At 60.8% G+C, this 24692-nt stretch carries 20 protein-coding genes and 1 other RNA gene; 1 reads left to right on the forward strand and 20 read right to left on the reverse strand.

All coding sequences use genetic code 11. The features are described from left to right. Positions 1–113: 113 nt before the first annotated feature. The 6 genes from lpxC to AM571_RS36255 all read right to left on the reverse strand — a co-directional run bounded on the left by lpxC (position 114) and on the right by AM571_RS36255 (position 6942). The gene (gene lpxC, locus AM571_RS12885) at positions 114–1070 is read right to left on the reverse strand and encodes a UDP-3-O-acyl-N-acetylglucosamine deacetylase (RefSeq protein WP_074061734.1); all 957 of its coding nucleotides are present in this window, start codon (positions 1068–1070) and stop codon (positions 114–116) included. Positions 1071–1357: 287 nt separating this feature from the next. Continuing rightward, positions 1358–3064 (reverse strand): cell division protein FtsZ, encoded by a 1707-nt coding sequence (gene ftsZ, locus AM571_RS12890; protein WP_074061735.1) that lies wholly within the window; start codon positions 3062–3064, stop codon positions 1358–1360. 56 nt (positions 3065–3120) lie between these two features. Beyond that, entirely contained in the window at positions 3121–4452 is a 1332-nt protein-coding gene (gene ftsA, locus AM571_RS12895) for a cell division protein FtsA (RefSeq protein WP_074061736.1), read from the reverse strand. Further along, positions 4449–5381 carry a cell division protein FtsQ/DivIB gene (locus AM571_RS12900; protein WP_074061737.1) on the reverse strand — a complete coding sequence of 311 codons (933 nt, stop codon included), beginning with the start codon at positions 5379–5381 and terminating at the stop codon, positions 4449–4451. Before AM571_RS12900 ends, ftsA begins: the two co-directional genes overlap by 4 nt. Continuing rightward, entirely contained in the window at positions 5369–6295 is a 927-nt protein-coding gene (locus AM571_RS12905) for a D-alanine--D-alanine ligase (protein WP_074061738.1), read from the reverse strand. The genes AM571_RS12900 and AM571_RS12905 overlap by 13 nt, the downstream gene beginning before the upstream one ends. A 251-nt stretch (positions 6296–6546) precedes the next feature. Then, positions 6547–6942, reverse strand: a complete 396-nt coding sequence (locus tag AM571_RS36255) for a hypothetical protein (RefSeq protein WP_132550461.1) — start codon at positions 6940–6942, stop codon at positions 6547–6549. Positions 6943–7221: 279 nt separating this feature from the next. Between AM571_RS36255 and AM571_RS12915 the strand changes: the two genes are divergently transcribed. After that, positions 7222–8526 (forward strand): MFS transporter, encoded by a 1305-nt coding sequence (locus AM571_RS12915; RefSeq protein WP_074061740.1) that lies wholly within the window; start codon positions 7222–7224, stop codon positions 8524–8526. Between the two features lie 90 nt (positions 8527–8616). On the opposite strand, the gene murB is transcribed toward AM571_RS12915, so the two are convergent. The 14 genes from murB to AM571_RS12985 all read right to left on the reverse strand — a co-directional run bounded on the left by murB (position 8617) and on the right by AM571_RS12985 (position 24689). Then, positions 8617–9591, reverse strand: coding sequence for a UDP-N-acetylmuramate dehydrogenase (gene murB / locus AM571_RS12920; protein ID WP_074061741.1), 975 nt, complete (start codon positions 9589–9591; stop codon positions 8617–8619). Further along, positions 9588–11003: a UDP-N-acetylmuramate--L-alanine ligase gene (murC, locus tag AM571_RS12925; protein ID WP_074061742.1), complete on the reverse strand. Its 1416-nt coding sequence runs from the start codon at positions 11001–11003 to the stop codon at positions 9588–9590. The genes murB and murC overlap by 4 nt, the downstream gene beginning before the upstream one ends. Next, positions 11000–12124, reverse strand: coding sequence for an undecaprenyldiphospho-muramoylpentapeptide beta-N-acetylglucosaminyltransferase (gene murG, locus AM571_RS12930; protein WP_074061743.1), 1125 nt, complete (start codon positions 12122–12124; stop codon positions 11000–11002). The genes murC and murG overlap by 4 nt, the downstream gene beginning before the upstream one ends. Positions 12125–12315: 191 nt before the next feature. After that, the gene (gene ftsW / locus AM571_RS12935) at positions 12316–13470 is read right to left on the reverse strand and encodes a putative lipid II flippase FtsW (protein WP_074061744.1); all 1155 of its coding nucleotides are present in this window, start codon (positions 13468–13470) and stop codon (positions 12316–12318) included. Between the two features lies 1 nt (position 13471). Next, positions 13472–14884, reverse strand: a complete 1413-nt coding sequence (gene murD / locus AM571_RS12940; protein WP_074061745.1) for a UDP-N-acetylmuramoyl-L-alanine--D-glutamate ligase — start codon at positions 14882–14884, stop codon at positions 13472–13474. Positions 14885–14891: 7 nt separating this feature from the next. After that, on the reverse strand, positions 14892–15992 hold the full coding sequence (gene mraY, locus AM571_RS12945; RefSeq protein ID WP_074061746.1) for a phospho-N-acetylmuramoyl-pentapeptide-transferase: 1101 nt from the start codon (positions 15990–15992) through the stop codon (positions 14892–14894). Positions 15993–16014: 22 nt separating this feature from the next. Then, on the reverse strand, positions 16015–17448 hold the full coding sequence (locus AM571_RS12950; RefSeq protein ID WP_074061747.1) for a UDP-N-acetylmuramoylalanyl-D-glutamyl-2,6-diaminopimelate--D-alanyl-D-alanine ligase: 1434 nt from the start codon (positions 17446–17448) through the stop codon (positions 16015–16017). Beyond that, positions 17445–18962 (reverse strand): UDP-N-acetylmuramoyl-L-alanyl-D-glutamate--2,6-diaminopimelate ligase, encoded by a 1518-nt coding sequence (locus tag AM571_RS12955; RefSeq protein ID WP_196776281.1) that lies wholly within the window; start codon positions 18960–18962, stop codon positions 17445–17447. Before AM571_RS12955 ends, AM571_RS12950 begins: the two co-directional genes overlap by 4 nt. 6 nt (positions 18963–18968) lie before the next feature. After that, positions 18969–20720 (reverse strand): peptidoglycan D,D-transpeptidase FtsI family protein, encoded by a 1752-nt coding sequence (locus tag AM571_RS12960; RefSeq protein WP_074061749.1) that lies wholly within the window; start codon positions 20718–20720, stop codon positions 18969–18971. Positions 20721–20722: 2 nt separating this feature from the next. Beyond that, positions 20723–21163 (reverse strand): cell division protein FtsL, encoded by a 441-nt coding sequence (ftsL, locus tag AM571_RS12965; protein ID WP_074061750.1) that lies wholly within the window; start codon positions 21161–21163, stop codon positions 20723–20725. Between the two features lies 1 nt (position 21164). Further along, positions 21165–22190: a 16S rRNA (cytosine(1402)-N(4))-methyltransferase RsmH gene (rsmH, locus tag AM571_RS12970; RefSeq protein ID WP_074061751.1), complete on the reverse strand. Its 1026-nt coding sequence runs from the start codon at positions 22188–22190 to the stop codon at positions 21165–21167. 14 nt (positions 22191–22204) lie between these two features. Further along, on the reverse strand, positions 22205–22645 hold the full coding sequence (gene mraZ / locus AM571_RS12975) for a division/cell wall cluster transcriptional repressor MraZ (protein ID WP_028739521.1): 441 nt from the start codon (positions 22643–22645) through the stop codon (positions 22205–22207). A 414-nt stretch (positions 22646–23059) separates the two neighbouring features. Continuing rightward, positions 23060–23457, reverse strand: an RNA gene (rnpB, locus tag AM571_RS12980) — RNase P RNA component class A. A 56-nt stretch (positions 23458–23513) separates the two neighbouring features. After that, complete coding sequence (locus AM571_RS12985; RefSeq protein ID WP_074061752.1) at positions 23514–24689, reverse strand: NAD(P)/FAD-dependent oxidoreductase; 1176 nt, start codon at positions 24687–24689, stop codon at positions 23514–23516. Positions 24690–24692 lie beyond the last annotated feature (3 nt).

Consider the following 24692-nt stretch of genomic DNA (forward strand, 5'->3'; position numbering starts at 1 on the left):
AATCGGGCCTGTTGCTGCTAAGCATATGCTGGACAACAGTTATCGGCTTACGGAAGTACAAAAAAAACCGCCTCCCGAAAGAGGCGGCCCTGGCCTGAATTTGAGTGTGGAGGTCATGCCGACCAGGGGGCGAATCCGGGAGCGTTAACGGCCACGAAATCGCGGGGTGTAACGCGCGGGCGCGCAGCAGAAGTCTCGACAACTTCATAGGCAGTCGGGTCGCTTAGCAGCGCCTTCAAAGCATTGGCATTCATCTTGTGACCACCGCGATAAGAGCGGTAGCAGCCGATGAAGGGAGCGCCGGCAAGCGCCAGGTCACCGACGGCATCGAGCGCCTTGTGACGCACGAACTCATCCTTTGCGTAGCGCAAGCCTTCGACGTTTATCACCGTATTGTCGTCGGAGATGACGACGGAATTCTCAAGCGACGAACCGAGTGCATGACCGGAGGCCCAGAGACGCTCCACGTCACGCATGAAGCCAAAGGTGCGTGCGCGCGACAGTTCGGACTTGAAGGTCGCTGCCGTCAGATTTCCTTCCCATTTCTGATGGCCGATCAGCGGGCATTCGAAATCGATCTCGACTTCGAAGCGCGTGCCGTCATATGGACGGAACTCGCTCCAGGAGCCGCCATGCTCGATGCGAACCGGCTTGGTGATGCGGATATAGCGGCGCTTCACGCCGAGCGATACGAGGCCAACCTGCTCGATCGCCTCGATAAAGGGGGCCGAACTGCCGTCCATGATCGGCATTTCGGCGCCATGAACCTCGATCACGACATTATCGAGGCCGAGCGCGTAGAGCGCTGCCATCACATGTTCGACCGTCGCAACCGAATGTGCCGGGGAAAAGCCAAGGACGGTGCAGAGATCGGTACTGCCGACCTGAGCGGAGACGGCACGCAGTTCGGTGACGCTGCCGTCGTCATGCATACGATGGAAAACGACGCCGGTATCGACTTCAGCCGGATTGAAAGTAATGGTGACTTCCGCGCCGGAATGGACGCCGGTGCCCGAAAGCGTCACCGGGCGCGAAACCGTCGTCTGGAAGCCAAGCATGCCAATAACCATAAAATTCTGCCTTTATTGAATTTACGGTCCGTAGCGCCAAAAGCACCGAAAAACAAACCGCCAACCTGTTTTGCCCACCGCCGAATTGTCGCCGTGAAGGCGGCAAGGCACGGTCCCTTGACGTCATACATACGTGCGGCCGGGCTCCAAACCAAATCACTGTTCGTTTCGCTTTGTTACGAAACCATCCGTTTGAAATGGTTTAGGAATCATCAACTTATATGACGCTTTGAAACAGCTGCGCCCGGGTCTGTGATCCCGGGCGCATGCGTGGCGATTCTGTGTCTTCAGTTCGACTGACGGCGCAAGAAGGCAGGAATCTCAAGCTGGTCGTCTTCCTGCATCATGCGGGCCTGCGGAACGCTGCGGCCCTGATCGTCGAGATTGCCGCGGCGCGGTGCATAAAGGCTCGCCTCGGGCGAAAGCGGACGGCGCTGCTGCGAAGCGGCGGCCGGCGCTGCCGTCATCTCGGGAGCGACTTCCTCTTCGCGGCGGCCGAGCGAATTGGTGATTCGCTTCAGCAGACCCATGGGGCCGCGCTCCTCATGCGCCTGTGCGGCAGCTGGCTGGGCGCGGTGATCGATCTCGGCCTGAACGACGGGCGGGAAGTCCTCGACCTTCGGCATGCGGACCGGCTGCTGCATGGCAGGTTCCTGGCGAACCGGCTGCTGCTGCATGACCGGCTGCGGCGCCGGCTGGCTCATAACGGGTGCCGGCGCCGACTGCATCGGAGCCGGACGAGCGACCGGAGCTTCTTGAGTGGCTGCGAAGATGCGGCTCTGCGGACGGAACGCGTCCTGAGCAACGGGCTGCTGAACCGGAGCTGCAGGGCGCGGGGCCGGGATTTCGAGCTCGCGTTCCATTTCGGCTTCCGCCATGCGAATGGTCTGCGCGATCGGATCGGCCGGCTTGGGTGCCTGCATGACTGGCGCAGGCTGAACTGCGGCCGGTGCGGAAGCAACGGCCGCGGAAGGACGGATAGCCGGCTTGGCGGCAGGCTGGAAGTTTTTGGCAGCGGCTTCGTTCATCGCACGGTCGATACCGGTCGCAACGACGGAGACGCGGATGATGCCTTCGAGCGATTCGTCGAAGGTGGCGCCGAGGATGATGTTGGCATCCGGATCGACTTCTTCGCGGATGCGGGTCGCAGCCTCGTCGACTTCAAAGAGCGTCAGGTCGCGGCCGCCGGTGATGGAGATCAGGAGGCCCTGAGCACCCTTCATCGAAGTCTCGTCAAGCAGCGGGTTGGCAATTGCAGCTTCGGCAGCCTGCATCGCGCGACCCTGGCCGGACGCTTCGCCGGTGCCCATCATCGCGCGGCCCATTTCGCGCATGACCGAGCGCACGTCGGCGAAATCGAGATTGATGAGACCTTCCTTCACCATCAGGTCGGTGATGCAGGCAACACCCGAATAGAGAACCTGGTCGGCCATGGCGAAAGCATCGGCGAAGGTGGTCTTGTCGTTTGCGATGCGGAAGAGGTTCTGGTTCGGAATGACGATCAGCGTATCGACCGACTTCTGCAGTTCCTCGATGCCGGATTCGGCAAGGCGCATGCGGCGACCGCCTTCGAAGTGGAACGGCTTTGTGACTACGCCAACGGTCAGGATGCCCTTGTTGCGGGCTGCCTGCGCGACGACCGGGGCAGCGCCCGTGCCTGTGCCGCCGCCCATGCCGGCGGTGACGAAGCACATATGCGTGCCGTTGAGGTGATCGATGATCTCATCGATGCACTCTTCGGCGGCTGCGCGGCCGACTTCCGGCTGCGAACCGGCACCCAGTCCCTCGGTGACGTTGGCGCCGAGCTGGATGATGCGTTCGGCCTTCGTCATGGTCAGCGCCTGGGCATCCGTATTGGCAACGACGAAGTCGACGCCCTGGAGACCGGCTGAGATCATGTTGTTGACAGCATTGCCGCCGCCGCCGCCGACACCGAACACGGTGATCCGCGGCTTCAGCTCAGTGATATCCGGCTTTTGCAGCTTGATAGTCATAGTACCTGTTCCTTCTCTTTATGGCCGCATCGCCACGCCGGCCAATTCACTCAATTTCAGAAACTTTCCTTCAGCCACTGGCCCATCCGGGCGATGCGGCTGTTATTACCCCCAAGCGACATGAGCAGACCGCTCTGTGACGCGTGTGTTTCCATGTCCGCGACCTGCGGATAGATCATCAGTCCGACCGCCGTCGAAAACGCCGGTCCCTTGGCTGCCGTGGGCAGGCCCGAGACGCCCATCGGCCGGCCGATGCGGACGTTTCGCGCCAGGATGCGCCGCGCCACTTCCGCAAGACCAGTCAACTGACTTGCGCCCCCGGTCAGCACGACGCGCTTTCCGACGATCGGGCTGAAGCCCGAACGCTGTATCCGGTCGCGGATCAATTCCATCGTTTCCTCGATGCGTGCACCGACGATGCGCGAAACGAGCGCGCGTGGCACCTGCGTCGGCTGATCGCGCTCGTCTTCGCCGATCGGCGGGATCGAGATGAGCTCGCGCTCGTCCGAAGAGTTCGAGAATGCCGAAGCGTGAACAACTTTGAGGCGCTCCGCGTCTTCGATGCGGGTCGAAAGGCCGCGCGCCAGATCGGTCGTGACGTGAAGGCCCCCGAGACCGACGGCATCTGTGTGAACGAGCTTGCCTTCGGCAAAGACCGAGATCGTCGTGGCGCCGCCGCCCATATCGATCGCGCAGCAGCCGAGCTCGACCTCATCGTCGACGAGAGCGGCCAGCCCGGAGGCGTAAGGTGTCGCAACGATGCCCTCGACGGAGAGATGGGCGCGATTGACGCTGAGCTCGAGGTTCTTCAACGCGGCTCTTTCGGCGGTTACCACATGCATGTCGACGCCAAGCACATCGCCATACATCGCCAGCGGGTCGCGGATGCCGCGTTCGCCGTCGAGCGAGAAGCCGGTCGCCAGAGAGTGAAGCACGGCGCGATCCTGTCGCAGCGACTGCTGGCAGGCGGCTGCAAGCACCTTCTTTAGATCGTTGAGTTCGACTTCCTGGCCGCCGAGATCGATCGTTGCGGTGTAGATGTCGCTGCCGAGACGACCGGCCGTCAGATTGACAATCAGGCTCTCGACGGTGAGGCCCGCCATACGCTCGGCCGCATCGACGGAAAGTCGAATGACGCCTTCGAGGGCATCGAGATCGGCGATGACGCCGGTCTTGATGCCACGGGAGCGCTGATGGCCGATGCCGATGATTTCGATATCGTGCGTGCGGCCCGGAAGGATCTCGCTCTCTTCGCGCGGCGTCAGGCGGCCGATCATGCAAACGACCTTGGTCGAGCCGATGTCGAGGACCGAAACGATATGCGACCGCTTCGACGACAGCGGCTTCAGGCGCGGCAATCCGAAATGAGACGAACCGAACAAGCTCATATATTCTGCCCCGCCTTCTTCAAATCCTTGGTCCGCTGATCGAGAACGACCTGCCGGCGCGCCATGGCCTCCGGGGTCAGTTGTATCGCGGTCCTGTCCACCAGCCTCAGATCGACGGCTGCGATGTCGCGCGCCAGAAGATCCTGTTCCTTGTTGAGTTTCGACAGCCTGGCGAGCGCCTGATCGACATCCTCGGACGGCAGCTTCACCACCACGCCATTGTCCATGTGCAGGTCCCAGCGGCGGCCGGAGACCCAGACGTAAGCCTTCACGCGCGTCGTGATGTCCGGCCACTTCGAAAATTCGCCCTCGAGCGATGCCGCAGCACTTTCTGCATCTCGGCCCACAACGAGGGGCAACGTCGAGAACTTGTTGTCGCGGAGCGGCGCAATGACGCTGCCATTCCTTTCGATCAGCGAAAGCTCCTGCCCGTGCTGCCAGATCGCATAGGCCTGGCGCTCCTTGAGCTTGACCTCGATTGTCTTTGGATAAATCTTCCTGACCTCGACGCTTTCGACCCACGGAAGCTTGACGATCTTGCGGCGCGCAGCATCGACATCGAGGGCCACCAGCGACGTTGTCCCGTCGAGGCCAAGGAGTTCAAAGATTTCGATTTCCGAAGTTTCGGAATTGCCGGAAACCTTCACGTCCTCGATGGCGAAACCGGCAGCCGTCGTCGCCGCCTGCGCGACCGTTTCCGTATGGCCGCCGAGCGACATGCCGTAGAGGCCGGTCGCCGCAAAGAATGCGAGTGCAGAAATCGTCCCGGTATGGGCAGGAATGTGGATACGGCCAGTTCCGAGACTGACGAGGAAGCGCACTGCGCGGCGCAGCGGACGCGGAAGAATCATCCGCCCATCGCCCTCGGCAAGAGCAATGCTCGGCTGGCGACTCGGGCGCCCTATCCTTTTGACCGTCAACGAGAACAAGAGGCGTCCTCCACCATCCAACGCAAGAATTCACCAAAGGAATAACCGGCATGGCCGGCCATTTCGGGCACAAGGGAGGTTGGCGTCATGCCCGGCTGGGTATTCACTTCCAGCCAGATAACTTCACCATCTTCGGAGAACCGGTCGTCGTAACGGAAGTCGGATCGACTGACCCCGCGACAACCAATTGCCTGATGCGCCCTTAAGGCCAGTGTTTGTATTTTTTGGTAAATATTCGGTGAAATTTTCGCCGGGATGACGTGTTTTGAGCCGCCCGCGGCATACTTGGCATCATAGTCATAGAAGTTGTGACCCTGCGGCACCACTTCAGTCACACCCAGAGCCTTCTCGCCCATGACACCGCATGTCAACTCGCGGCCATAGACATACCGCTCGACGATGACCTCTTCGCCATAGCGCCACTCCGGCGAACTGATGATCTGCGGCGGATGGGCCTGATCCTCCCGGACGATCACGACACCGAAGCTGGAGCCCTCCCGGACAGGCTTCACGACATAGGGCGGCTTCATCGGATGCTCGACCGGAAAGGCGAAGCGATTGATGACTTCCGATTGCGCGACAGGAACGCCGGCGGCCGCCGCGACCCCCTTGGCCTTGCCCTTGTCCATTGCAAGTGCAGAGGCAAGAACACCGGAATGCGTGTAGGGGATTTCGAGATATTCGAGGATGCCCTGAATGGTGCCATCCTCGCCGAAGGGGCCATGCAGCGCATTGAAGGCGACATCGGGACGAAGTGCTGCCAGCTTCGCTGAAATATCGCGATCGACATCGATCCGCGTAACCTGGAAGCCTTCGCCTTCGAGGGCGTCCGCGCAAGCCGTTCCCGAAGACAGGCTCACTGGCCGCTCCGAGGAGAATCCGCCCATCAGGACAGCGACATGCTTGCGACTCATACGTACCCCCAAAATAAACCTCAGCCTGATTTTCGAGGCTTGCACCAAGCTTGCCCGCGAATCCGCTTCGCCTCAGACATGGGAGCGATATGACAACATTATGGTTAATGAAGTGTTTACTTTTGTTAACCAGGCGCCTTTCGAAAAGGTTTCCACGCTCGAAAAACCCGGCTCAGCCTGCATGTTTCCGACTCCAAATCATGGCCTTGCGGCAGGATGCTGAAGTTCGCTCACAGCATGAAAAAACCTGCCTAGATGACCATGCGGGGACAGACAGCGAAGGCTCCTTCGCTGTCTTTGTCGAGCAGTTCCAGACGCCCGCCAGGCCTAGCTCCGGTGTCAGGCGGCAGCCAGAAGAGCCGAAGTGCTGCCGGACCAAGCCATGAAAAGGAGAGCCTCGGCGTCGAGCGGGCAGAACTGACGGATGTAATCGTCACCGAGATCGAGATCAGGTGGATCGGCGTCAGCGCCAGGCAATCGCAAGAGGCGCAAAGCCAGTTGCTGACGATCAGGAAGAACGGCGTGAAAGCGACTTCATGACCAACGCAGATGTCAGTGAATAGCCGCCAGTGCAGTGCTCGCCATAGCCGTTGGGAGCCTGCCGCTCGCAACGAGATGGAGGAGCGCGCCGCAATGTCGGGCCTCAACGACCATATGGCGAATGTGGGCGTCCCGCCGAATCCGGTCAGCGACCGCAAGGCCGATGGAAACGGGATTGTCTCCCGAACCGAAGTCGCCGATTTGTCTCAATCCCGCCAATTTTAAGGTCGCGCGTCCACGCGGTTGAAGACACCATTGAGGTGTCGCTGCATCGAGATCTCGTCACTTTCTTGCCCATTCGACGTTTGCGCGGAATTAAAATTGCTTTAAGAGCGCTTCTCGACCCTTTCCAAGGGCGCTCTTTGTAAATCCGAAATGGAATAAACATGTCTGACGCGATAGCTCCCGTATCGCCGACCTCCGCTTCATCGAACAGTGCGCAAGTCAATTCGCCGGCGCGCGTTCTGATCGCGAGCCTTGTCGGCACCACGATCGAATTCTTTGATTTTTACGTCTATGCGACGGCAGCCGTCCTGGTCTTCCCGACGCTGTTCTTCCCCAACAACGATCCAACCACCGCCCTTCTGGCTTCCTTTGCCACCTTCTCGATCGCCTTCTTCGCCCGTCCGCTCGGCGCCGTCGTCTTCGGTCATTTCGGCGACAGGGTCGGCCGCAAGACGACGCTGGTCGCCGCCCTGCTGACCATGGGTATTTCCACGGTCGTTATCGGCCTCTTGCCCTCCTACGGATCGATCGGCGTCGCAGCGCCGCTGCTGCTCGCATTGTGCCGATTCGGCCAGGGCTTCGGCCTCGGCGGCGAATGGGGTGGCGCTGTTCTGCTTGCAACCGAGAATGCGCCGGAAGGCAAGCGCAGCTGGTACGGCATGTTCCCGCAACTCGGCGCACCCGTCGGCCTTTTCCTCTCCTCCGGCGTCTTCTGGCTGCTGTTGCAGGTCATCTCGCAGGACGCGCTTTTGAGCTGGGGCTGGCGTGTTCCGTTCATCGCCTCGATCGTCCTGATCGTCATTGGCCTCTGGGTTCGTCTTTCGATCACGGAAACACCGGCCTTCCAAAAGGCAATCGACAAGCATGAACGCGTTGCCGTGCCGGTTGCGGAACTCTTTCTCAAGCACAAGCGCAGCTTGTTCCTCGGCACCTTCGTTGCACTCGCGACCTTTGTGCTCTTCTACATCGGCTCGGCCTATCTGCTGTCCTACAACGTCAAGGTACTGAAAATTCCTTTCCTGGACGCGCTGGAAATCCAGATTGTCGGCTCGGTCGCCTTCGGCATTCTCATTCCCGTCGCCGGCAGGCTCGCTGAAAGATTCGGACGCCGCGAAGTTCTGATCCTTACCACCGTGCTGATCGGTATCTTCTCGTTCTTCCTGCCCGATCTGATGAGCGGCGGCGAAGGCAGCATCGTCGTCTTTGCGATTGTCGCCATGGCACTCATGGGCATGACATACGGCCTTATCGGCACGGCCCTGGCGGCCCCCTTCCCGACCGCAGTGCGCTACACCGGCTCGTCGATCACCTTCAATCTTGCCGGCATCTTCGGCGCCTCGCTCGCCCCCTATATCGCCACGTGGCTGCAGACGAACTACGGGATGCTTTACGTCGGCTACTATCTCGGCCTCGCTGCGGTGATCACGCTGATCTCCATCCTGGCATCCGGCCGCGACGAAGTCTGATCGAGACTGCCTCAAGATAAATCAAAGGCCGCAGCGGTTTTCCCGTCGCGGCCTTTCGGGGCAAGCAACTTGCCGTTCCAGATAAAACGGCTATTCGCCGGTCACACCCTGGAACGGGCGCACCTCGCGGCCCGGCATGAAGACACCGAGGCGCTTGATTTCCCATTCGAGCTTGACGCCGGAATTTTCGAAGACTTCACGGCGAACCTGCTCGCCGAGATATTCGAGATCGTAGCCGGTCGCCTGCCCCATGTTGATCATGAAATTGCAATGAAGCGACGACATCTGTGCGCCGCCGATGACGAGACCCCGGCAGCCCGCTTCGTCGATCAGCTTCCAGGCCGAATGGCCTTGGGGATTCTTGAAGGTCGAACCACCGGTCTTCTCGCGGATCGGCTGCACCGTCTCGCGGTGATTGCGCACCGCATCCATGTCGGCACGGATCTTCGCCCGGTCTTCAGGATAGCCCTCGAAAAGCACGGAGGTGAAGATGAGATCGGGCGAGGCCGTGGAATGACGGTAGGAATATCCCATGTCCGCATTCGAAAGCACGAGCTTGTTGCCCTTGCGGTCGATGGCATTGACCTCGACCAAGCGATCGCAGGTCTCGCTGCCATTGGCGCCGGCGTTCATGCGCGCCGCACCGCCGATGCTGCCCGGGATGCCATAGAAGAAATGGAGGCCGCCGATACCGTTGTCCATCGCCATCGCAGCCACATGCTTGTCCGGGCAGATGGCACCGGCGAGAATCCGATTGTCGCCCGCAAGCTCGACTGCACCGAAACCCTTGGCAGAAAGGCGCAACACGACGCCCGGAATGCCACCGTCGCGCACCAGAATGTTCGAACCGACTCCCACCACCGTCAGCGGCACCTCTTCCGGCAGGATTTTCAGGAATGCGATAAGGTCCGCCTCGTCGTGGGGCTGGAACATCAGCTCGGCAAGACCACCAGCATGGAACCAGGTAACACGGTCCATGGGGGCATCCGGCGTGATACGGCCGCGGATATCCTTCACACCTTCTCCGAGAGACTCGAGAAGCTTTTCCCCATTCACCTGTTTCATGCAGACTTTCCCGAAAGACCTTCCAGTTGCTTGGGCAGGGCGACTGCCCAGTAAGTTATATTCCCAGCCCCTAAGAGAACCACAAAATCGCCGGGCTTTGCAATCTCCGCGACCATTTCAGGCAAAAGCTCCTGGTTGGCAAGGAACCGCGCGTCGCGATGGCCACCCGCTTTGATGCGGGAAACAAGTGCCTCGGAATCCACGCCTTCGATCGGATCTTCGCCCGCGGCATAGACCGGAGCAAGGAAAATGCTGTCGGCATCGTTGAAACAGGAGGCAAACTCTTCGAACAGGCTGGAAAGGCGCGAATACCGATGCGGCTGATGAACAGTGATGACGCGGCCCTTGCAGGCTTCGCGCGCGGCCTTCAGCACCGCCTTGATCTCGACCGGATGATGGCCGTAGTCATCAAAGATCTGCACGCCGTTCCATTCGCCGGTCAGCGTAAAGCGGCGCTTGACACCGCCGAAAGAGGCGAGGCCCTTTGCGATGTCGGCGCTCGAAATGCCGAGGCGGTTGGCGACCGCAATTGCTGCTGTCGCATTCGAAATGTTATGTCGCCCGGGCATCGGCATCACGAGATTGTCGAGCCTGATGACCTGTCCGGTGCGGCGGCGGCGGATTTCGACGTCGAAGATCGACCGGGCACCGTCGATGCGTACATTCATGAAGCGCACGTCGGCCTGCGGATTTTCACCATATGTAATGACCTTGCGGTCTTCGATGCGGCCGACGAGAGCCTGGACCTCCGGATGATCGAGGCACATGACGCCGAAGCCATAGAACGGCACGTTCTCGACGAACTGCCGGAAGGCGGCGCGCACGGCGTCGAAATTGCCGTAGTGGTCGAGATGTTCCGGATCGATGTTGGTCACCACCGCGACGTCAGCGGGCAGCTTCAGAAATGTGCCGTCCGATTCGTCGGCCTCGACCACCATCCACTCGCCCTCGCCCATGCGTGCATTCGTGCCGTAGGCATTGATGATGCCGCCGTTGATGACGGTCGGATCGAGACCGCCTGCTTCGAGCAGCGTGGCGACGAGCGATGTCGTCGTCGTCTTTCCATGCGTGCCACCGATGGCGATTGCATTGCGGAAGCGCATCAGTTCGGCGAGCATCTCGGCGCGGCGCACGACCGGCAACAGCTTCTCGCGCGCGGCGATAAGCTCCGGATTGTTCTTCTTGATGGCGGTCGAGACGACCACAACTTCACAATCACCCAGGTTTTCCGCCTTGTGACCGACGAAGACTTCGATGCCCTTGGCGCGCAGGCGCTGCACGTTAGCGCTGTCGGCCTGGTCCGATCCCTGCACGCGGTGGCCGAGATTATGCAGCACCTCGGCGATACCGCTCATGCCGATCCCGCCGATGCCGATGAAATGGACGAGGCCGATCGCCTTCGGCATTTTCATGACTGTGTCCCCTTGAATTCTGCAATTGTACGTCCGGCGGCAATAGCCTCAACCATCCCGGCAAGCAAGTTCGCAGCGTCCGGTTTCCCGGCCTGCTTTGCGGCTGCCGCCATCCTGGCGAGCTTTTCCGGGTCGTTCATCACATGAGAAAGGATCGAAGCGATCTTCTCCGACGAGAGTTCCGATTGAGCGATGACCTTTGCGCCACCGGTCGCGGCAAGGGCTGCGGCGTTCGCCGCCTGATCGTGATCAAGTGCATGCGGATAGGGCACAAGCACGGCAGGACGGCCAATGACCGAAATTTCCGAAACCGTCGAGGCGCCCGAGCGGCAGATCACCAGATGCGCATTTGCAAGGCGCTGCGCCATATCGGTGAAGAACGGCGCGATATCCGCCCCGATTTCAAGCCTGGCCACACAGCCGCTCACCATTTCCATGTCTTCGGGGCGTACCTGCTGGGTGATGCGCAACCGCGCACGCAACTCCTCGTCAAGCAGGCTGATTGCTGTCGGCAACGCCTTGGAGAAATATTGCGCCCCCTGGCTGCCGCCGAAGACGACGAGATTGAAAGGTTCTCCGGCATGGGAAGGCTTGTACGGCACCTTCGCCGCTTCGACAATCGCCGGACGCACCGGATTGCCGGTCGTCACGGTCTTCTCGGGATAGGCGCCGCCGTTTTCCGGCAGGAAACCGCCGGCGATCGCCTGCACGCGTTGCGCCAGCGCCTTGTTGGCGCGGCCCATCACGGCGTTCTGTTCGTGGATCATCGACGGCACGCCGAGGCGCGTGGCGGCAAGCAGCGGCGGCACGGTCGGATAGCCGCCGAAACCAACGACGACCGCAGGCTTCAGCCGCTGGATCAGTTTCTTGGCGGCACGCATTCCGCTCCACAGCGTCCATAGCGAACGCGCGACTGCGACCGGGTTCTTCGAGCCGATCGTCGCCGACGGCACCACGTGGATTTCATCCGCGGGGAATTTGCCGGCAAAGCGCTCGGCACGGCTGTCCGTCACGAGATGCACGGAATAACCGCGCGCCTTCAGCTCGTATGCCAAAGCCTCTGCCGGAAACACGTGGCCGCCGGTGCCCCCGGCGGCGAGCAGGATGATACCTTTGCTCATCGGTAGGTCCGCCTTCCAACCAGGGAGCCGCCGCACGTTTGCCTGCCGGCACCTTCTTTCCGTTCTCTTGGGGAGAAGAATGCAGGCCGCAGCTTCTCCGCACCCCTCACCGTCGCAGTGGGGACGCCCCCTCTCCCATCAAGTGGGGAGAGAGCCAAGGTGAGGAGGAATATCGACTGAAAGGGCATATTTTACTCCGCCGGCATTCCGTGCGGCATGCGGAAGAGGCTCCGCTCCTGTGCACGTTTTTCCGGACGATGACGCGTCAGCGCGAGAATGAAACCGGCGGTCACGCAGATCGCGACCATGGACGAACCGCCATAGGAAATCAGCGGCAGCGTCATGCCTTTTGCCGGAAGCAGCTCGAGGTTGACGCCGATATTGATGATCGACTGGATGCCCATCTGGAGCACGAGTCCGGCGACGGCAAACCGGTTGAAGTCGTTCTTCTCCTTATATGCGTGCGATAGCCCCCTCAAAACAAGGAGGGTGAAGAGCAGAACGAGCGCGATACAGAAGATGATGCCGAATTCCTCGGCGGCGACCGAGAAGATGAAGTCGGTATGCGCGTCCGGGATAATGCGCTTGACGATGCCCTCGCCTGGTCCTTTCCCAAACCAGTCGCCGCGGATGATGGCCTCGCGCGCAGTGTCGATCTGGAACGTGTCGCCCTCGCCGGTCATGAACTTGTCAATTCGTCCCGCCACGTGGGGGAAGACGTAGTAGGCGCTGAGCAGCCCGCCCGCCCCGCCGGCGCCGAGCAGGATGATCCATATCCAGGGCATGCCCGCCATGAAGAACATGCCGCCCCACACCGCCGTCGTCAGGATCGTTTGGCCAAGGTCAGGTTGGGCGACGAGCAGCGCCGCGACCATCCCGAAGAGGATGATCGCAAAGAGGTTGCCCGGGATTTCCGGCTGACGGGCATGCTCGGCAAAGAGCCAAGCACAGACGACGACGAAGGCGGGCTTCATGAATTCCGACGGCTGGACCGAGATGCCGGCTAGCGTCACCCAGCGTCGGGAGCCTTTGACCTCAATGCCGAAGAAAAGTGCCATGACCATCATGGCGAGTGAAATGACAAGCAAAAGGATGGCGGTCCGTCGCACCTGCCGCGGCGTCAGAAACGAAAGCCCGATCATGACGGCGATCGAGGGGATCATGAACGCTGCATGGCGCTTCACGAAATGGAACGGCTCGAGCCCGATGCGCTCGGCAACCGCGGGCGAGGCCGCAAAGGAGAGCATGAAGCCGACGCCCATCAGGAAGATGAACATCGCGAGAAAAAAGCGGTCGATAGTCCAAAACCAATCGGCCAAAGGCCCACGTTCCGCACGGCTCACCATGTCATTTATCTCCTGTTGCCGAACCGACCAGCATAGTCACCCCGTCGAGCGCTGCCACATGGCTGACAAATGCATCGCCCCTGACTTCGAAGTTCTTGTACTGGTCGAAGCTTGCGCAAGCCGGGGATAACATCACCGCGCACGGACCAGCGTCATCTTTTTCCGCATCGGCTGCGGCATGGGCAACGGCGCCCTCCAGCGTCCCCGAAATCTCGTAGGGCACCGCCTCGCCGAGCGTCGCGGCGAATTCCGCCGCCGCTTCGCCGATCAGATAGGCCTTGGCGATGCGCGGGAAGAACGGCGCAAGCGTCGTGATGCCTCCCGCCTTCGGCAGGCCGCCGGCGATCCAGTAGATTCGATCGTAGCTGGAAAGTGCGGGCGCTGCGGCGTCTGCGTTCGTCGCCTTCGAATCGTTGACGAAGACGACGTGGCCGCGTGTTCCGACCGGCTGCATGCGATGTTTGAGGCCGGGGAAGGAGGCAAGGCCGGTGCGAATGTCTTCGGCCGAAAGGCCGACGGCAAGGCAGGCGGCGACCGCCGCGGCGGCATTCTGCGCATTGTGGCCGCCGCGCAGCGTCTGGATGCCGTCGAGATCGGCAAGCGGCAGAGCCGCAGCGCAAGAAGCCTGTATAAGCTTCGTGCCCTCGGCATAAATTCCATCAGCCAGCCGATGGCGGCGCGAAATGCGCACCACCTTCGTTCCTGCCCGCTCGAGGCGATCAGCGATCATCTCGCCATAACTGTCATCGACGCCAACGATAGCCGTGCTGCTGCCGGCGACCAGCCGCTCCTTGATGCCGGCATAGTGCTGGATCGTGCCGTGGCGATCGAGATGATCCGGCGTCAGGTTGAGCATAATGCCAGCAGAGGGATTAAGCGTCGGCGCGAGGTCAATCTGGTAGGAGGAGCACTCGACGACATAGTAGCGTCCGGTCTTCGGCGGATCGAGCGTCAGCACGGCCGTTCCGATATTGCCGCCAAGCTGCGTGTCGCGGCCGCTGGATTTCAGGATATGGGCAATCAGCGCGGTCGTCGTCGACTTGCCGTTCGTGCCTGTGATGGCGATGAAGGGGCAATCGGGGGCATGCGCCCGGCGCTCGCGCACGAAGAGTTCGACATCTCCAACGATATCGACACCGGCGGCGCGGGCGAGATCGACCGTCCAATGAGGTTTCGGATGCGTGAGCGGCACGCCCGGCGACAGAACGAAGAGCGACTGAACACTCCAATCGATGCTTCGCAGGTCCGCGGTATGGATTCCCTCGGCGGCAGCCTTGGTGACGCTGTCGGGATTGTCGTCCCAGGCAGTAACATGGGCGCCGCCCAGAATGAGCGCGCGGGCCGTTGCAAATCCGGACCCTCCAAGGCCGAATAACGCGACCTTCTTTCCCGCAAGCGTCGTGACAGGGATCATGTCCGCCTCACCGCAGCTTGAGGGTGGAAAGGCCAAGCATTGCGAGGCCGACGGCGATGATCCAGAAGCGGATCACCACCTGGCTTTCGGTCCAGCCCTTCTTTTCGAAATGGTGATGGATCGGCGCCATCAAGAATACGCGGCGCCCGGTCATCTTGAAGAAGCCGACCTGGATGATGACCGAAAGCGTTTCTGCAACAAACAGACCGCCGATGATCGCCATGACGATCTCGTGCTTGGTCGCGACCGCAACGGTGCCGATCGTGCCGCCGAGCGCCAGCGAACCCGTATCGCCCATGAAGATTGCGGCGGGCGGCGCGTTGAACCAGAGGAAGCCGAGGCCCGCACCGATGACTGCGCCGAGAACCACGGCAAGTTCGCCCGTGCCGGGCACGAAGTTGATTTGCAGGTAGTTCGCAAATACCGCATTACCGGCAAGATAGGCGATGATACCGAAGGAGGCGGCGGCAATCATCACCGGAACGATCGCAAGACCATCGAGGCCGTCCGTCAAGTTGACGGCGTTACCTGCCGAAACGATCACGAAACCACCGAAGACCACGAACAAGATGCCTAGATTGATCAGGAAATCCTTGAAGAACGGGAATGCGACCGAGGAGCCAAAGGTCGAGCCTGCGGTACCGGAGGCAAGTGCAGTGCGCATCATGAAATAGACGGCGATGCCGGCAATCACGAACTCAATGCCGAGACGCGCCTTGCCCGAGAACCCCTTGTCGCTCTGCTTGGTGACTTTGAGATAGTCGTCGTAGAAGCCGATCGCGCCGAAGCCGAGAGTAACGAGCAATGTCGCGACCACATAGACATTGGAAAGGTCGGCCCACAGAAGCGAGGCGCCGACGATGCCTGCAAGGATCATCAGCCCGCCCATGGTCGGCGTGCCGGCCTTCTTGAAATGCGTCTGCGGCCCGTCGGCGCGGATCGGCTGGCCCTTTCCCTGGCGGATTCGCAGCGAGTTGATGATCATCGGCCCGAAGAGGAAGACGATCAGTGCGGACGTGAAAAGAGAGGCGCCTGTACGGAACGTAATGTATCTGAACAGGTTCAGGAATTTCAGTTGGTCCGACAGTTCGACTAGCCAAATCAGCATTCAGGGCCCCTTGTTTACCCGGTCAAAGTTCGCGTTGCGTGTCTACAAATGGCGCAAACCTGTCAAGGAGCGCAGCGACAATCTTGCCAAAGCCTATCCCCAAGGACGATTTCACCATCAACACGTCGCCAGGCGCGACCGAGTTCAAAACATATTCCATGAGTTCTTCAGTCTTCTCGCGATATTCGACCTGCACGCTGTCGGGAAGCGATTCCTTCAGCGCCAGCATATCCGTGCCCGCAAGCCAGACATGTTCGATGCCGGCTGCAAGCAGCGGCCCGGAAAGATCGGAATGGACCTTTTTTGCGTATTCGCCCATTTCCAGCATGTCGCCGAGCACGGCGATGCGGCGCCCGCGGCCTGCCGGACCGGTTGTGGAAAGCAGCGCAATCGCCGCGCGCATCGAGGCGGGGTTGGCGTTGTAGCTTTCGTCGATCAGCGTGAAGCTGCCGTTTCCAATCGCCAACTTGTAACGGCGGCCCCTGCCCTTTTCCGGTTGCAGGGTGGCCAGCGCTGCGATCGCCTTGTCGAGGTCGGCGTTGACGAGTGTGACAATTCCGAGAGCAGCCAGCGCATTTTCCGCAATATGCCGCCCGGGTGCTCCGATCGCCACTTCGAACGTGTCGCCGTCGATCGTCAGCCAGAGCGCCGAGCTTTCGTCCGAACCGTTGAATTCCGCAAGGCGGAATTCGGCCTTGGCGTGCTGGCCGAAGGAATGGATGTTCTCGATGCCGAGCGACTGCGCTGTCCGTTCGAGGAAGTTGTACTGGTCGCTGTCGCGGTTGAGCACGACATGCCCGCCGCGCACCAAGCCTTCGAAAACCTCCGCCTTCGCCGCGGCGATTTCCTTAATGCTCTTGAAATTGCCGAGATGGGCTGGAGCGATCGTCGTAACGACGGCCACATGCGGCCGGATCATCTTCACCAGCGGCCGGATTTCGCCCGGGTGGTTCATGCCGACTTCGAAGACACCGAAGTGCGTGTCGAGCGGCATGCGCGCCAGTGTCAGCGGCACGCCCCAATGGTTGTTGAAGGAGGCGACGGAGGCGTGCACCTTGCCGGACGGCGAAAGCACGTGTCGAAGCATCTCCTTGGTCGTCGTCTTACCGACAGAGCCCGTCACCGCAACGATCTGTGCGCGCGAGCGTTGGCGCGACGCCACGGCAAGGCGGCCGAGGGCTGCAAGCACATCGTCGACGACGATCATCGGAACAGTCAAGCGGCCAAGTCCCGGAAGGCGGGCTTCGCTGACGACGAGAAGTGCAGCACCGTTTGCCATCGCCATTGAGGCGAAGTCATGACCGTCGACCCGGTCGCCCTTGATGGCGAAGAAGGCTTCGCCGGCATTGATCGAGCGGCTGTCTATGGAAATGCCCGTGATGCCTTCAGGAAGCGTGCCGAACGGGCGGCCCGCCATGGCGGCAATCATGTCATCGGTGGTCCAAAGCCAGTTCACGATTTCAGCTCCTCCAAAGCTTCGCGCACTTCGGCGTGGTCCGAGAACGGCAGCGTCATACTCCCGATGGTCTGCCCTTCTTCATGCCCCTTGCCTGCAACGATGAGTGTGTCGCCGGATTTCAGCATGCCGACGGCCTCGTGGATCGCCTGCGAACGGTCGCCGATTTCGGTGGCGCATGGCGCCGCAGCCATGATCTCGGCCCGGATCGAGGCCGGCTCCTCGGAACGGGGGTTGTCGTCCGTGACGATCACCACATCGGCCAGCCGACAGGCGATCTCGCCCATGATTGGACGCTTGCCCCGGTCGCGGTCGCCGCCGCAACCGAAGACGAGGATCACGCGCCCGGTCGTAAAGGGACGCACGGAATTGAGTACATTTTCCAGCGCATCCGGCTTGTGCGCGTAATCGACATAAGCAAGCGCTCCATCCTTCGTATGGCCGACGAGTTCGAGACGCCCCGAGGCGCCCTGGAGTTTCTCAAGCGCGGCCATCGCGGTCTTGGCCGGAACACCGGTGGACATGGCAAGCGCCGCGGCGACCAGCCCATTGGCGACCTGAAAATCGCCGGCGAGCGGAATATCGACTTCGAAAATCTCGTCACCGCAATGAACTTCGGCGATCTGCTTGTGTCGGAAATGCTCGACCCGCTTCAGTGCAAGATAATCTCCCTTGCGGCCTACGGTCAGGACGTCGTGGCCCGCATCCTTTGCCGCCTTGATCGCCTGCTCGGACCAGGCATCGTCGGCGAAAATGACGGCTGGTAACCCTTTCGGCAGCAACGTATCGAAAAGCCGCATCTTGGCGGCCATGTAGCTTTCGACCGTCGGATGATAATCCATGTGATCGCGGCCGAGATTGGTGAAGGCGGCAGCCGAAAGCTTCACGCCGTCCAGACGGCATTGGTCGAGACCGTGGCTCGATGCCTCCATCGAAGCGTGCGTCACCCCCTCGTCAGCGAGGTCGGCCAGCAGCTTGTGCAGCGAAACCGGATCTGGCGTCGTCAACGAACCGTACTCGTTGCGCATCGGGGAAACGACCCCGGTCGTGCCGATCATGGCCGCCGGATGTCCGGCATGGGTCCAGATCTGGCGCGTGAAGGAAGCGACTGAGGTCTTGCCCGCCGTGCCGGTTACGGCGACCATCGTCTGAGGCTGCCTGCCATAGAAATTCGATGCGGCGACGGAGAGAAAGCGGCGCGGTTCCCTGACCGCAAGGACAGGAATGGAAGCCTCGACGGCTTGAGCCGACACGGCAAGGATCGCGCCACGTTTGGCGGCGTCGGCGATGTAGACCGCGCCGTCGGCCTTCGAGCCGGCCACCGCAAAGAACGCCATTCCGGCCTCAATCTTGCGGCTATCGGCAGAAAGTCCGGAAATCTCCAGCCCGCCCAACGGCCCTTCGAGTTGGTCCTTGATTTCCGGAAGCGCGCTTCCGGCTATGTCCCGCAGTTTCATCGAATGTCTTTTCTCTCTCACGCCGCCCACCCCACGCGAATCGGCGCTGATATTCATTCACACTCAATAAGACACCAGCAAGGCCGATCCGTCTTGGCCAAACTGCGGTTCTATGCCGAGGATGGGCGCGGCACGCCGGATGATGTTCTTGACCATTGGCGCAGCCGTGTAAGCAGCGATGTTCTGTCCCTTTTCGCCGTTATGTGGCTCGTCGCAGAAGGTCAGCACGACGTATTGGGGATTGTCGATCGGGAACGCGGCGATGAAAGCGTTGAAATTCAGATCATTCGCGTAACGGCCGTTGACGACCTTGTCGGCCGTGCCCGTCTTGCCGCCAACATTGAAGCCAGGCACGTCGGCGTTGCGTCCCGAACCTTTGAGGCCGTTCAGCTTGAACAGGTAGCGGATTTCGTCGCTGGTGCTCTTCTTGACGACGACCTCGGCCGTCTCGTCGGCCTGGTCACGGGTGCGCGGCAAAAAGGTCGGCTCGATGAGCTTTCCGCCGTTGACGAGGGCTGCGCCGGCAACGGCCGTCTGCAGCGGTGTCGTCGAGACGCCATGGCCGAAAGAGATTGTGATCGAGTTGATCTTCTTCCAGACTTTCGGCTGGCTTGGCATCTTCACTTCCGGCAGTTCCGTCCGCATTTTCGTCAGCAGCCCAAAGCGCGTCAGATAGTCCTTCTGCAGGTCCATGCCGACGATGTCGATCATCTTCGCCGTACCGATGTTCGACGAATACTCAAAGATTTCAGGCACTGTCAGCCAGCGGCGCTGACCATGGAAATCGTTGATCGTAAAGCCGCCGATGCGGATCGGGCGGCTTGCATCGAAGCTGTCGTTAATGCTGACCTTGCCGCTGTCGAGCGCCATGGCCGTACTGAAGGTCTTGAAGGTCGAGCCCATTTCGAACGTGCCGTTCGACATGCGGTTCAGCCAGCCTTCCTTGGCGCCTTCTTCCGGATTGTTCGGGTCGAAGTCCGGCGCAGAGGCCATGCCGAGCACTTCGCCGGTGTGAATATTGAGGACGACCGCGCCCGCGCCCTTGGCTTCGTAGTTGGTGACCGCGTTAATCACGACGTCCCGCACGATGTTCTGGACGCGCAGATCGATCGAGAGCTTGACCGGCTCGAGCGGCTGATCGCTGGTCATTCCTACCGATGCCAGGTCGGCAAGGCCCTGGTCGTCGATGTATTTTTCCATGCCCGCGACGCCGCGGTTGTCGATGTTGACGTAACCGAGGATATGCGAGGCCGTCGGACCACCCGGGTAGAAGCGGCGCTTTTCCGGACGGAAACCGATACCGGGAATGCCGAGCGCCAGAATCTGGCTCTGCTGCTTCGGGGTCAGCTGGCGGCGAAGCCACGCAAAGTGCGAACTCTTGACCGAGAGCTTCTTGTAAGTCCCCTTCACGTCGAGATCGGGCAGGACTGTGGCAAGCTTCTCGATCGCCTCATCAGCGTCGACGATCTTGTTCGGTTCGGCAAAAAGGGAAACCGTGCGGATGTCGGTCGCCAGCACTTCACCATTGCGATCGAGGATGTCGGGCCGCGACGCCATCAGGCGATCGGGCGGCAGGATGCTGGAAACGACTTCCGGATCCTTCATGCCATACTCGACCAGGCGGCCGCCGATGACGCCGTAAAGCGCGGTGAACCCGAGGATCAGAAGCCCGACGCGGCTTTTGGCTTGACCGGACTTCTTCTTGCGCGACCCCTCCAGCGGCAAGCTGCCTGACGGGCCACCGAAGCGGTTATAGACGCCAGAGGAGAAATGCGCCTGACTTTTCAGGACCATGATGCGAGAGAGAAACGACATGGCTACTCCACCGAACCGGTTGACATCAGATCTTCTTCTTTGGCCCGCGGTGCCGGAGTAGGGACCGGCTGCGCCTTGGCAGCAACAGCCGTAGCTGCACTTGCACCAGGCTTCTGGCCATTCTTCGCCTCGGTGATTTCCGGAACTGGAACCTGCGATTTCAACATCGGCAATTCGCGCATATGGACGAGCGCTGTGGAGTCCGTCGGCTGCAACTTCAGTTCGCCATTATAGGCATTCACCAGACGCTCCAGCCGGTTCGGCTGCGATTGCAGCGCCCAGTCGGCCTTGAGCAGGTCGATCGTGTCCTTTTCGAGCTTGATCTCGGCTTCGAGGCGACGAACCTCTTCGAGCTTCAGTTCTGCGCGGTGCTTGATCGTATAGGTCACGGTGGCCGCTGCCGTCATGACGCCGATGAGCACAAAGTCGAACGTTCTGAGCATTTCAACCTCCAAGCTTTTCGAGGCTGGCAAGACTGGGCAACCCGAAGATCGACATATCCGCAGTTTCGGCCGGCGCATCGGTACGCATGCCGGCCCGCAGCTTGGCCGAACGCGCCCGCGGATTGGCCTCGGCTTCAGCCTTGCCTGCAGTAATCATGGGTTTGCCGACCGGCTCGAACGTCGCCGCGCGCTCATGTGCAATCGGCAGGTGGCGCGAACCCGACGCCTTGCCCGAGCGGTCGGAGAAGAATTTCTTGACGATGCGGTCTTCCAGCGAATGGAAGGTGACGACCACGAGACGGCCACCGGGCTTTAAGACGCGCTCGGCGGCAAAGAGCGCCTGCCCGAGCTCGCCAAGCTCATCATTGACAAAGATGCGAAGCGCCTGGAAAACACGGGTCGCAGGATGAATCTTGTCCTTCATCTTGCGCGGCGTCACCACCTCGATGAGACCCGCGAGATCGCGCGTCGTTTCGAACGGCTTTTCACTCCGGCGCTTCTCGATGGCATGCGCGATACGAGGCGCCTGATCTTCTTCGCCGAGGAAGTGGAAGATGCGGATGAGCTCGGCGACTTTGGCGCGATTGACGACGTCGGCGGCAGAAACGCCGGAAGCGGACATGCGCATGTCGAGCGGGCCGCTCTTCTGGAAGGAGAAACCGCGTTCAGCCTCATCGATCTGCATCGAGGAAACACCGATGTCGAGCACAACGCCGTCGAGCCCACTTTCAGGCGCATGATCGGCCAGGCTGGAAAATTGCGAACGAGCGAGCTTGAGGCGGCCGCCATAGGCTGCGACCATGTCCTGGCCGGCTGCAATTGCCGTCGGATCCCGATCCAGCGCAATCACATCGGCGCCGGCATCGAGAATGGCCGATGTGTAGCCGCCGGCACCAAACGTTCCATCGAGAATGATTTTGCCGGAAGCCGGCTGAAGCGCCGAAAGCACGTCCGCAAGAAGAACCGGAATGTGGCGAACCGGTCCGCCACCGGCATCAGTTGAACCTCCGCCAGGATTCGCCGCCATTCCGCACCCTCGTTCTATCCGGAACGCCTGCCCGCCAGCCTGCGCTCCCCTCGTGCCTGTATCTGGGCCGCCTGAAATGCCTGCGGCTGCCACAGCTGAAAATGATCCGCCCGACCCACGAAGGCCACCTCGTCCGAGATGCCGGTAAAGTCGCGGATGAAATCCGTGACCATAAGGCGCCCCTCGGCGTCGAGCTTCATGAAGACCCCGCCCCCATGGATAAGAAGCGACATCTCGTTCGCATCCGGCGAAAACGGATCCTCCGCAGCGATCTGCCGCTCGAATCTTTCCAGAAGATCCGGGCCGCCGACGCTGATCGCCGGAAACACAAAGTCCTGGAAGCAATAGAGCTCCTGGACGTTGCGCTGCGCCAGGACGGAGCGAAAGGCCGCAGGCACGGAAACCCTGCCCTTGGAATCGATCCGGTTGGTCGCATTCGAAAGGAAGCGGCTCATGACACGAAACATCCGTTCCCGAAAGGGCCCGGGCAGAATTCAGATGCCCGCATCCCTCAAAGTCAGACACAGCTTCGCCAGCCGGATGAACAAGAATCCATCCGGCGCCTCCGGAAAGGAAGACGCCTGGGCTTTGCGATTGACGGGCGATTGATTGCCCTCGTGCAGTGCATTTATGGGATACCATGGGACCATATGGGCGTCAATGGGAAACGCCCGTCTCGCGATGAGCGCAGTATCGAAAATTTATAAGCTGTTAAGTTTAACAAAGGGTTAGGATCGACATCCCGCTCGTCCCAGAAAGCGTCGACGAGAAAACGAACTGCAAAAGACCGCACAGGTGCAATCATGCGCAAGACTTGCGATCCATCAGAGGATTATCGCCGCCGCCGAAATGACATGTCGCAGAAATTAATCGCCAGTTGGCCTGTAAGCCGGGTTCTGTATGGCTCCGGCCGAAACCGGAACGTGGCAGCCATTCCTCTGGGACAGCGTTTGCACGCTGCCTCACGCAACCCACCCGGATGACTGACCCGGAAACCGGCCGGCGGGCTTTCGCCCGCCACGTCATCCCTATTCGGTCTTGCTCCCGGTGGGGTTTACCGTGCCGTCGCCGTTGCCGGAGACGCGGTGGGCTCTTACCCCACCCTTTCACCCTTACCTGCGCAAGCGCAGGCGGTTTGCTTTCTGTGGCACTTTCCCTGAGGTCGCCCTCGCCGGACGTTATCCGGCACCGTATTTCCGTGGAGCCCGGACTTTCCTCACCTTACCGCCTTTCGACATTGGTAAAGCGCGGCTGCCCGGCCAACTGGCAGAGCTCAAATAGACGAGAGCGCGGCCAATTACCACTGGAAATGTACAGATGCCATTACCGAAAGAAAGGCTGGAAATCCGTAGCGTAGCCCTGATCCCCGATTTTGCCCTTCAACAACAGCTCGGCCCCAAGTCGGCCGATCTCGTCGGAACTCTTCGCCGAAGTGCCGGCACAGCCGGTCAGAACGGCAAGCCGTGGAGACGAAGTATAACCGATCATCGGATAACGGCTCTTGGTGTGCGAGACGGCACAGGCGGCCGTCGAAACGGAAAGCGGCCGCAGATCCGGAACGAGACGGCGGACAATCGCCGTGAGATGATCGCGCGCCGCCGGCCGGCCGTCAGTCCGGAACCAGGCACGCAAATCCCTTTCGGTCTCAAGTAGATGGTCATCGGGATCGCCGCCGATCTTCAGATATATCTTCCCGTCAGGATACCGGATCGGAGGCAGCAGATAGATATCGGTCTGCGGCGCCTCGACGATCAGCGACGGCATGGCAGCAAACTCTGCGGCCTGCGCCTCGCTCACCTCGAACAGGGTCACCGTCCTTCCATGAACCGACATGTCAACCGATTGCGGCAACAGATTCTCGCCAATGGAAAAACCGCCAGCCGCAATCAGTACCTTTTCCGCCGAATAGACCGTGCCGCGCGAGGTTTCGACTGTAGCAACCCCGCCTGCCTCGCAGATTGCCGTCACATAGTCGCGAACGACTGTTGCTCCCGCCTTTTGCGCAATGATCGACTGCGCCTTCACCAGTTTGCGCGCACTGATATGGCCGGCGCCCTTTACCTGAAATACGCCCTCGCAGCCGTCCGGCAAGTCAAAGAAAGGAAACGCTGCTTTGAGGCCCGCCTCGTCGAGCAGCGTCGTTTCGACACCGAGCGATGCAGCTGCTCTTGTCGTGTTGACGATATACGCGCTCTGGGCCGGCGCCACGAAGGCGCAACCCGCTTCGGTGTAGAATGTGACGCCGCTGTCTGCTTCGATGTCAGCATATCGGGAGATGGACCGATTGGCGAGAAGCGCCCAGTCGCGATCCGGATCGACGGTCCGGGTGATGCGGCCCTCGTCGTAATGGCTGGCGAAAACACCCCGGTGCGCCTTGCGGTTTTCCGGCTCGTCTGGACCGATCACGGCAACGCCGTCCGTGCGTTTGGCCAAATGCTTCGCCGCCGCCGCGCCCATCATGCCGCGGCCGACGACGATATACTTGAAATCAGCCGCCATATC

Source organism: Rhizobium etli 8C-3, from assembly GCF_001908375.1.
Classification (GTDB): domain Bacteria; phylum Pseudomonadota; class Alphaproteobacteria; order Rhizobiales; family Rhizobiaceae; genus Rhizobium; species Rhizobium etli_B.

What these genes read in the sequence shown, in the direction of transcription:
- lpxC (WP_074061734.1), bottom strand. Translation starts at nt 1,070, where the DNA reads ATGGTTATTGGCATGCTTGGCTTCCAGACGACGGTTTCGCGCCCGGTG.
- ftsZ (WP_074061735.1), bottom strand. Translation starts at nt 3,064, where the DNA reads ATGACTATCAAGCTGCAAAAGCCGGATATCACTGAGCTGAAGCCGCGG.
- ftsA (WP_074061736.1), bottom strand. Translation starts at nt 4,452, where the DNA reads ATGAGCTTGTTCGGTTCGTCTCATTTCGGATTGCCGCGCCTGAAGCCG.
- AM571_RS12905 (WP_074061738.1), bottom strand. Translation starts at nt 6,295, where the DNA reads ATGAGTCGCAAGCATGTCGCTGTCCTGATGGGCGGATTCTCCTCGGAG.
- AM571_RS12915 (WP_074061740.1), top strand. Translation starts at nt 7,222, where the DNA reads ATGTCTGACGCGATAGCTCCCGTATCGCCGACCTCCGCTTCATCGAAC.
- murB (WP_074061741.1), bottom strand. Translation starts at nt 9,591, where the DNA reads ATGAAACAGGTGAATGGGGAAAAGCTTCTCGAGTCTCTCGGAGAAGGT.
- murC (WP_074061742.1), bottom strand. Translation starts at nt 11,003, where the DNA reads ATGAAAATGCCGAAGGCGATCGGCCTCGTCCATTTCATCGGCATCGGC.
- murG (WP_074061743.1), bottom strand. Translation starts at nt 12,124, where the DNA reads ATGAGCAAAGGTATCATCCTGCTCGCCGCCGGGGGCACCGGCGGCCAC.
- ftsW (WP_074061744.1), bottom strand. Translation starts at nt 13,470, where the DNA reads ATGGTGAGCCGTGCGGAACGTGGGCCTTTGGCCGATTGGTTTTGGACT.
- murD (WP_074061745.1), bottom strand. Translation starts at nt 14,884, where the DNA reads ATGATCCCTGTCACGACGCTTGCGGGAAAGAAGGTCGCGTTATTCGGC.
- mraY (WP_074061746.1), bottom strand. Translation starts at nt 15,992, where the DNA reads ATGCTGATTTGGCTAGTCGAACTGTCGGACCAACTGAAATTCCTGAAC.
- AM571_RS12955 (WP_196776281.1), bottom strand. Translation starts at nt 18,962, where the DNA reads ATGAATATCAGCGCCGATTCGCGTGGGGTGGGCGGCGTGAGAGAGAAA.
- AM571_RS12960 (WP_074061749.1), bottom strand. Translation starts at nt 20,720, where the DNA reads ATGTCGTTTCTCTCTCGCATCATGGTCCTGAAAAGTCAGGCGCATTTC.
- ftsL (WP_074061750.1), bottom strand. Translation starts at nt 21,163, where the DNA reads ATGCTCAGAACGTTCGACTTTGTGCTCATCGGCGTCATGACGGCAGCG.
- rsmH (WP_074061751.1), bottom strand. Translation starts at nt 22,190, where the DNA reads ATGGCGGCGAATCCTGGCGGAGGTTCAACTGATGCCGGTGGCGGACCG.
- mraZ (WP_028739521.1), bottom strand. Translation starts at nt 22,645, where the DNA reads ATGAGCCGCTTCCTTTCGAATGCGACCAACCGGATCGATTCCAAGGGC.
- AM571_RS12985 (WP_074061752.1), bottom strand. Translation starts at nt 24,689, where the DNA reads ATGGCGGCTGATTTCAAGTATATCGTCGTCGGCCGCGGCATGATGGGC.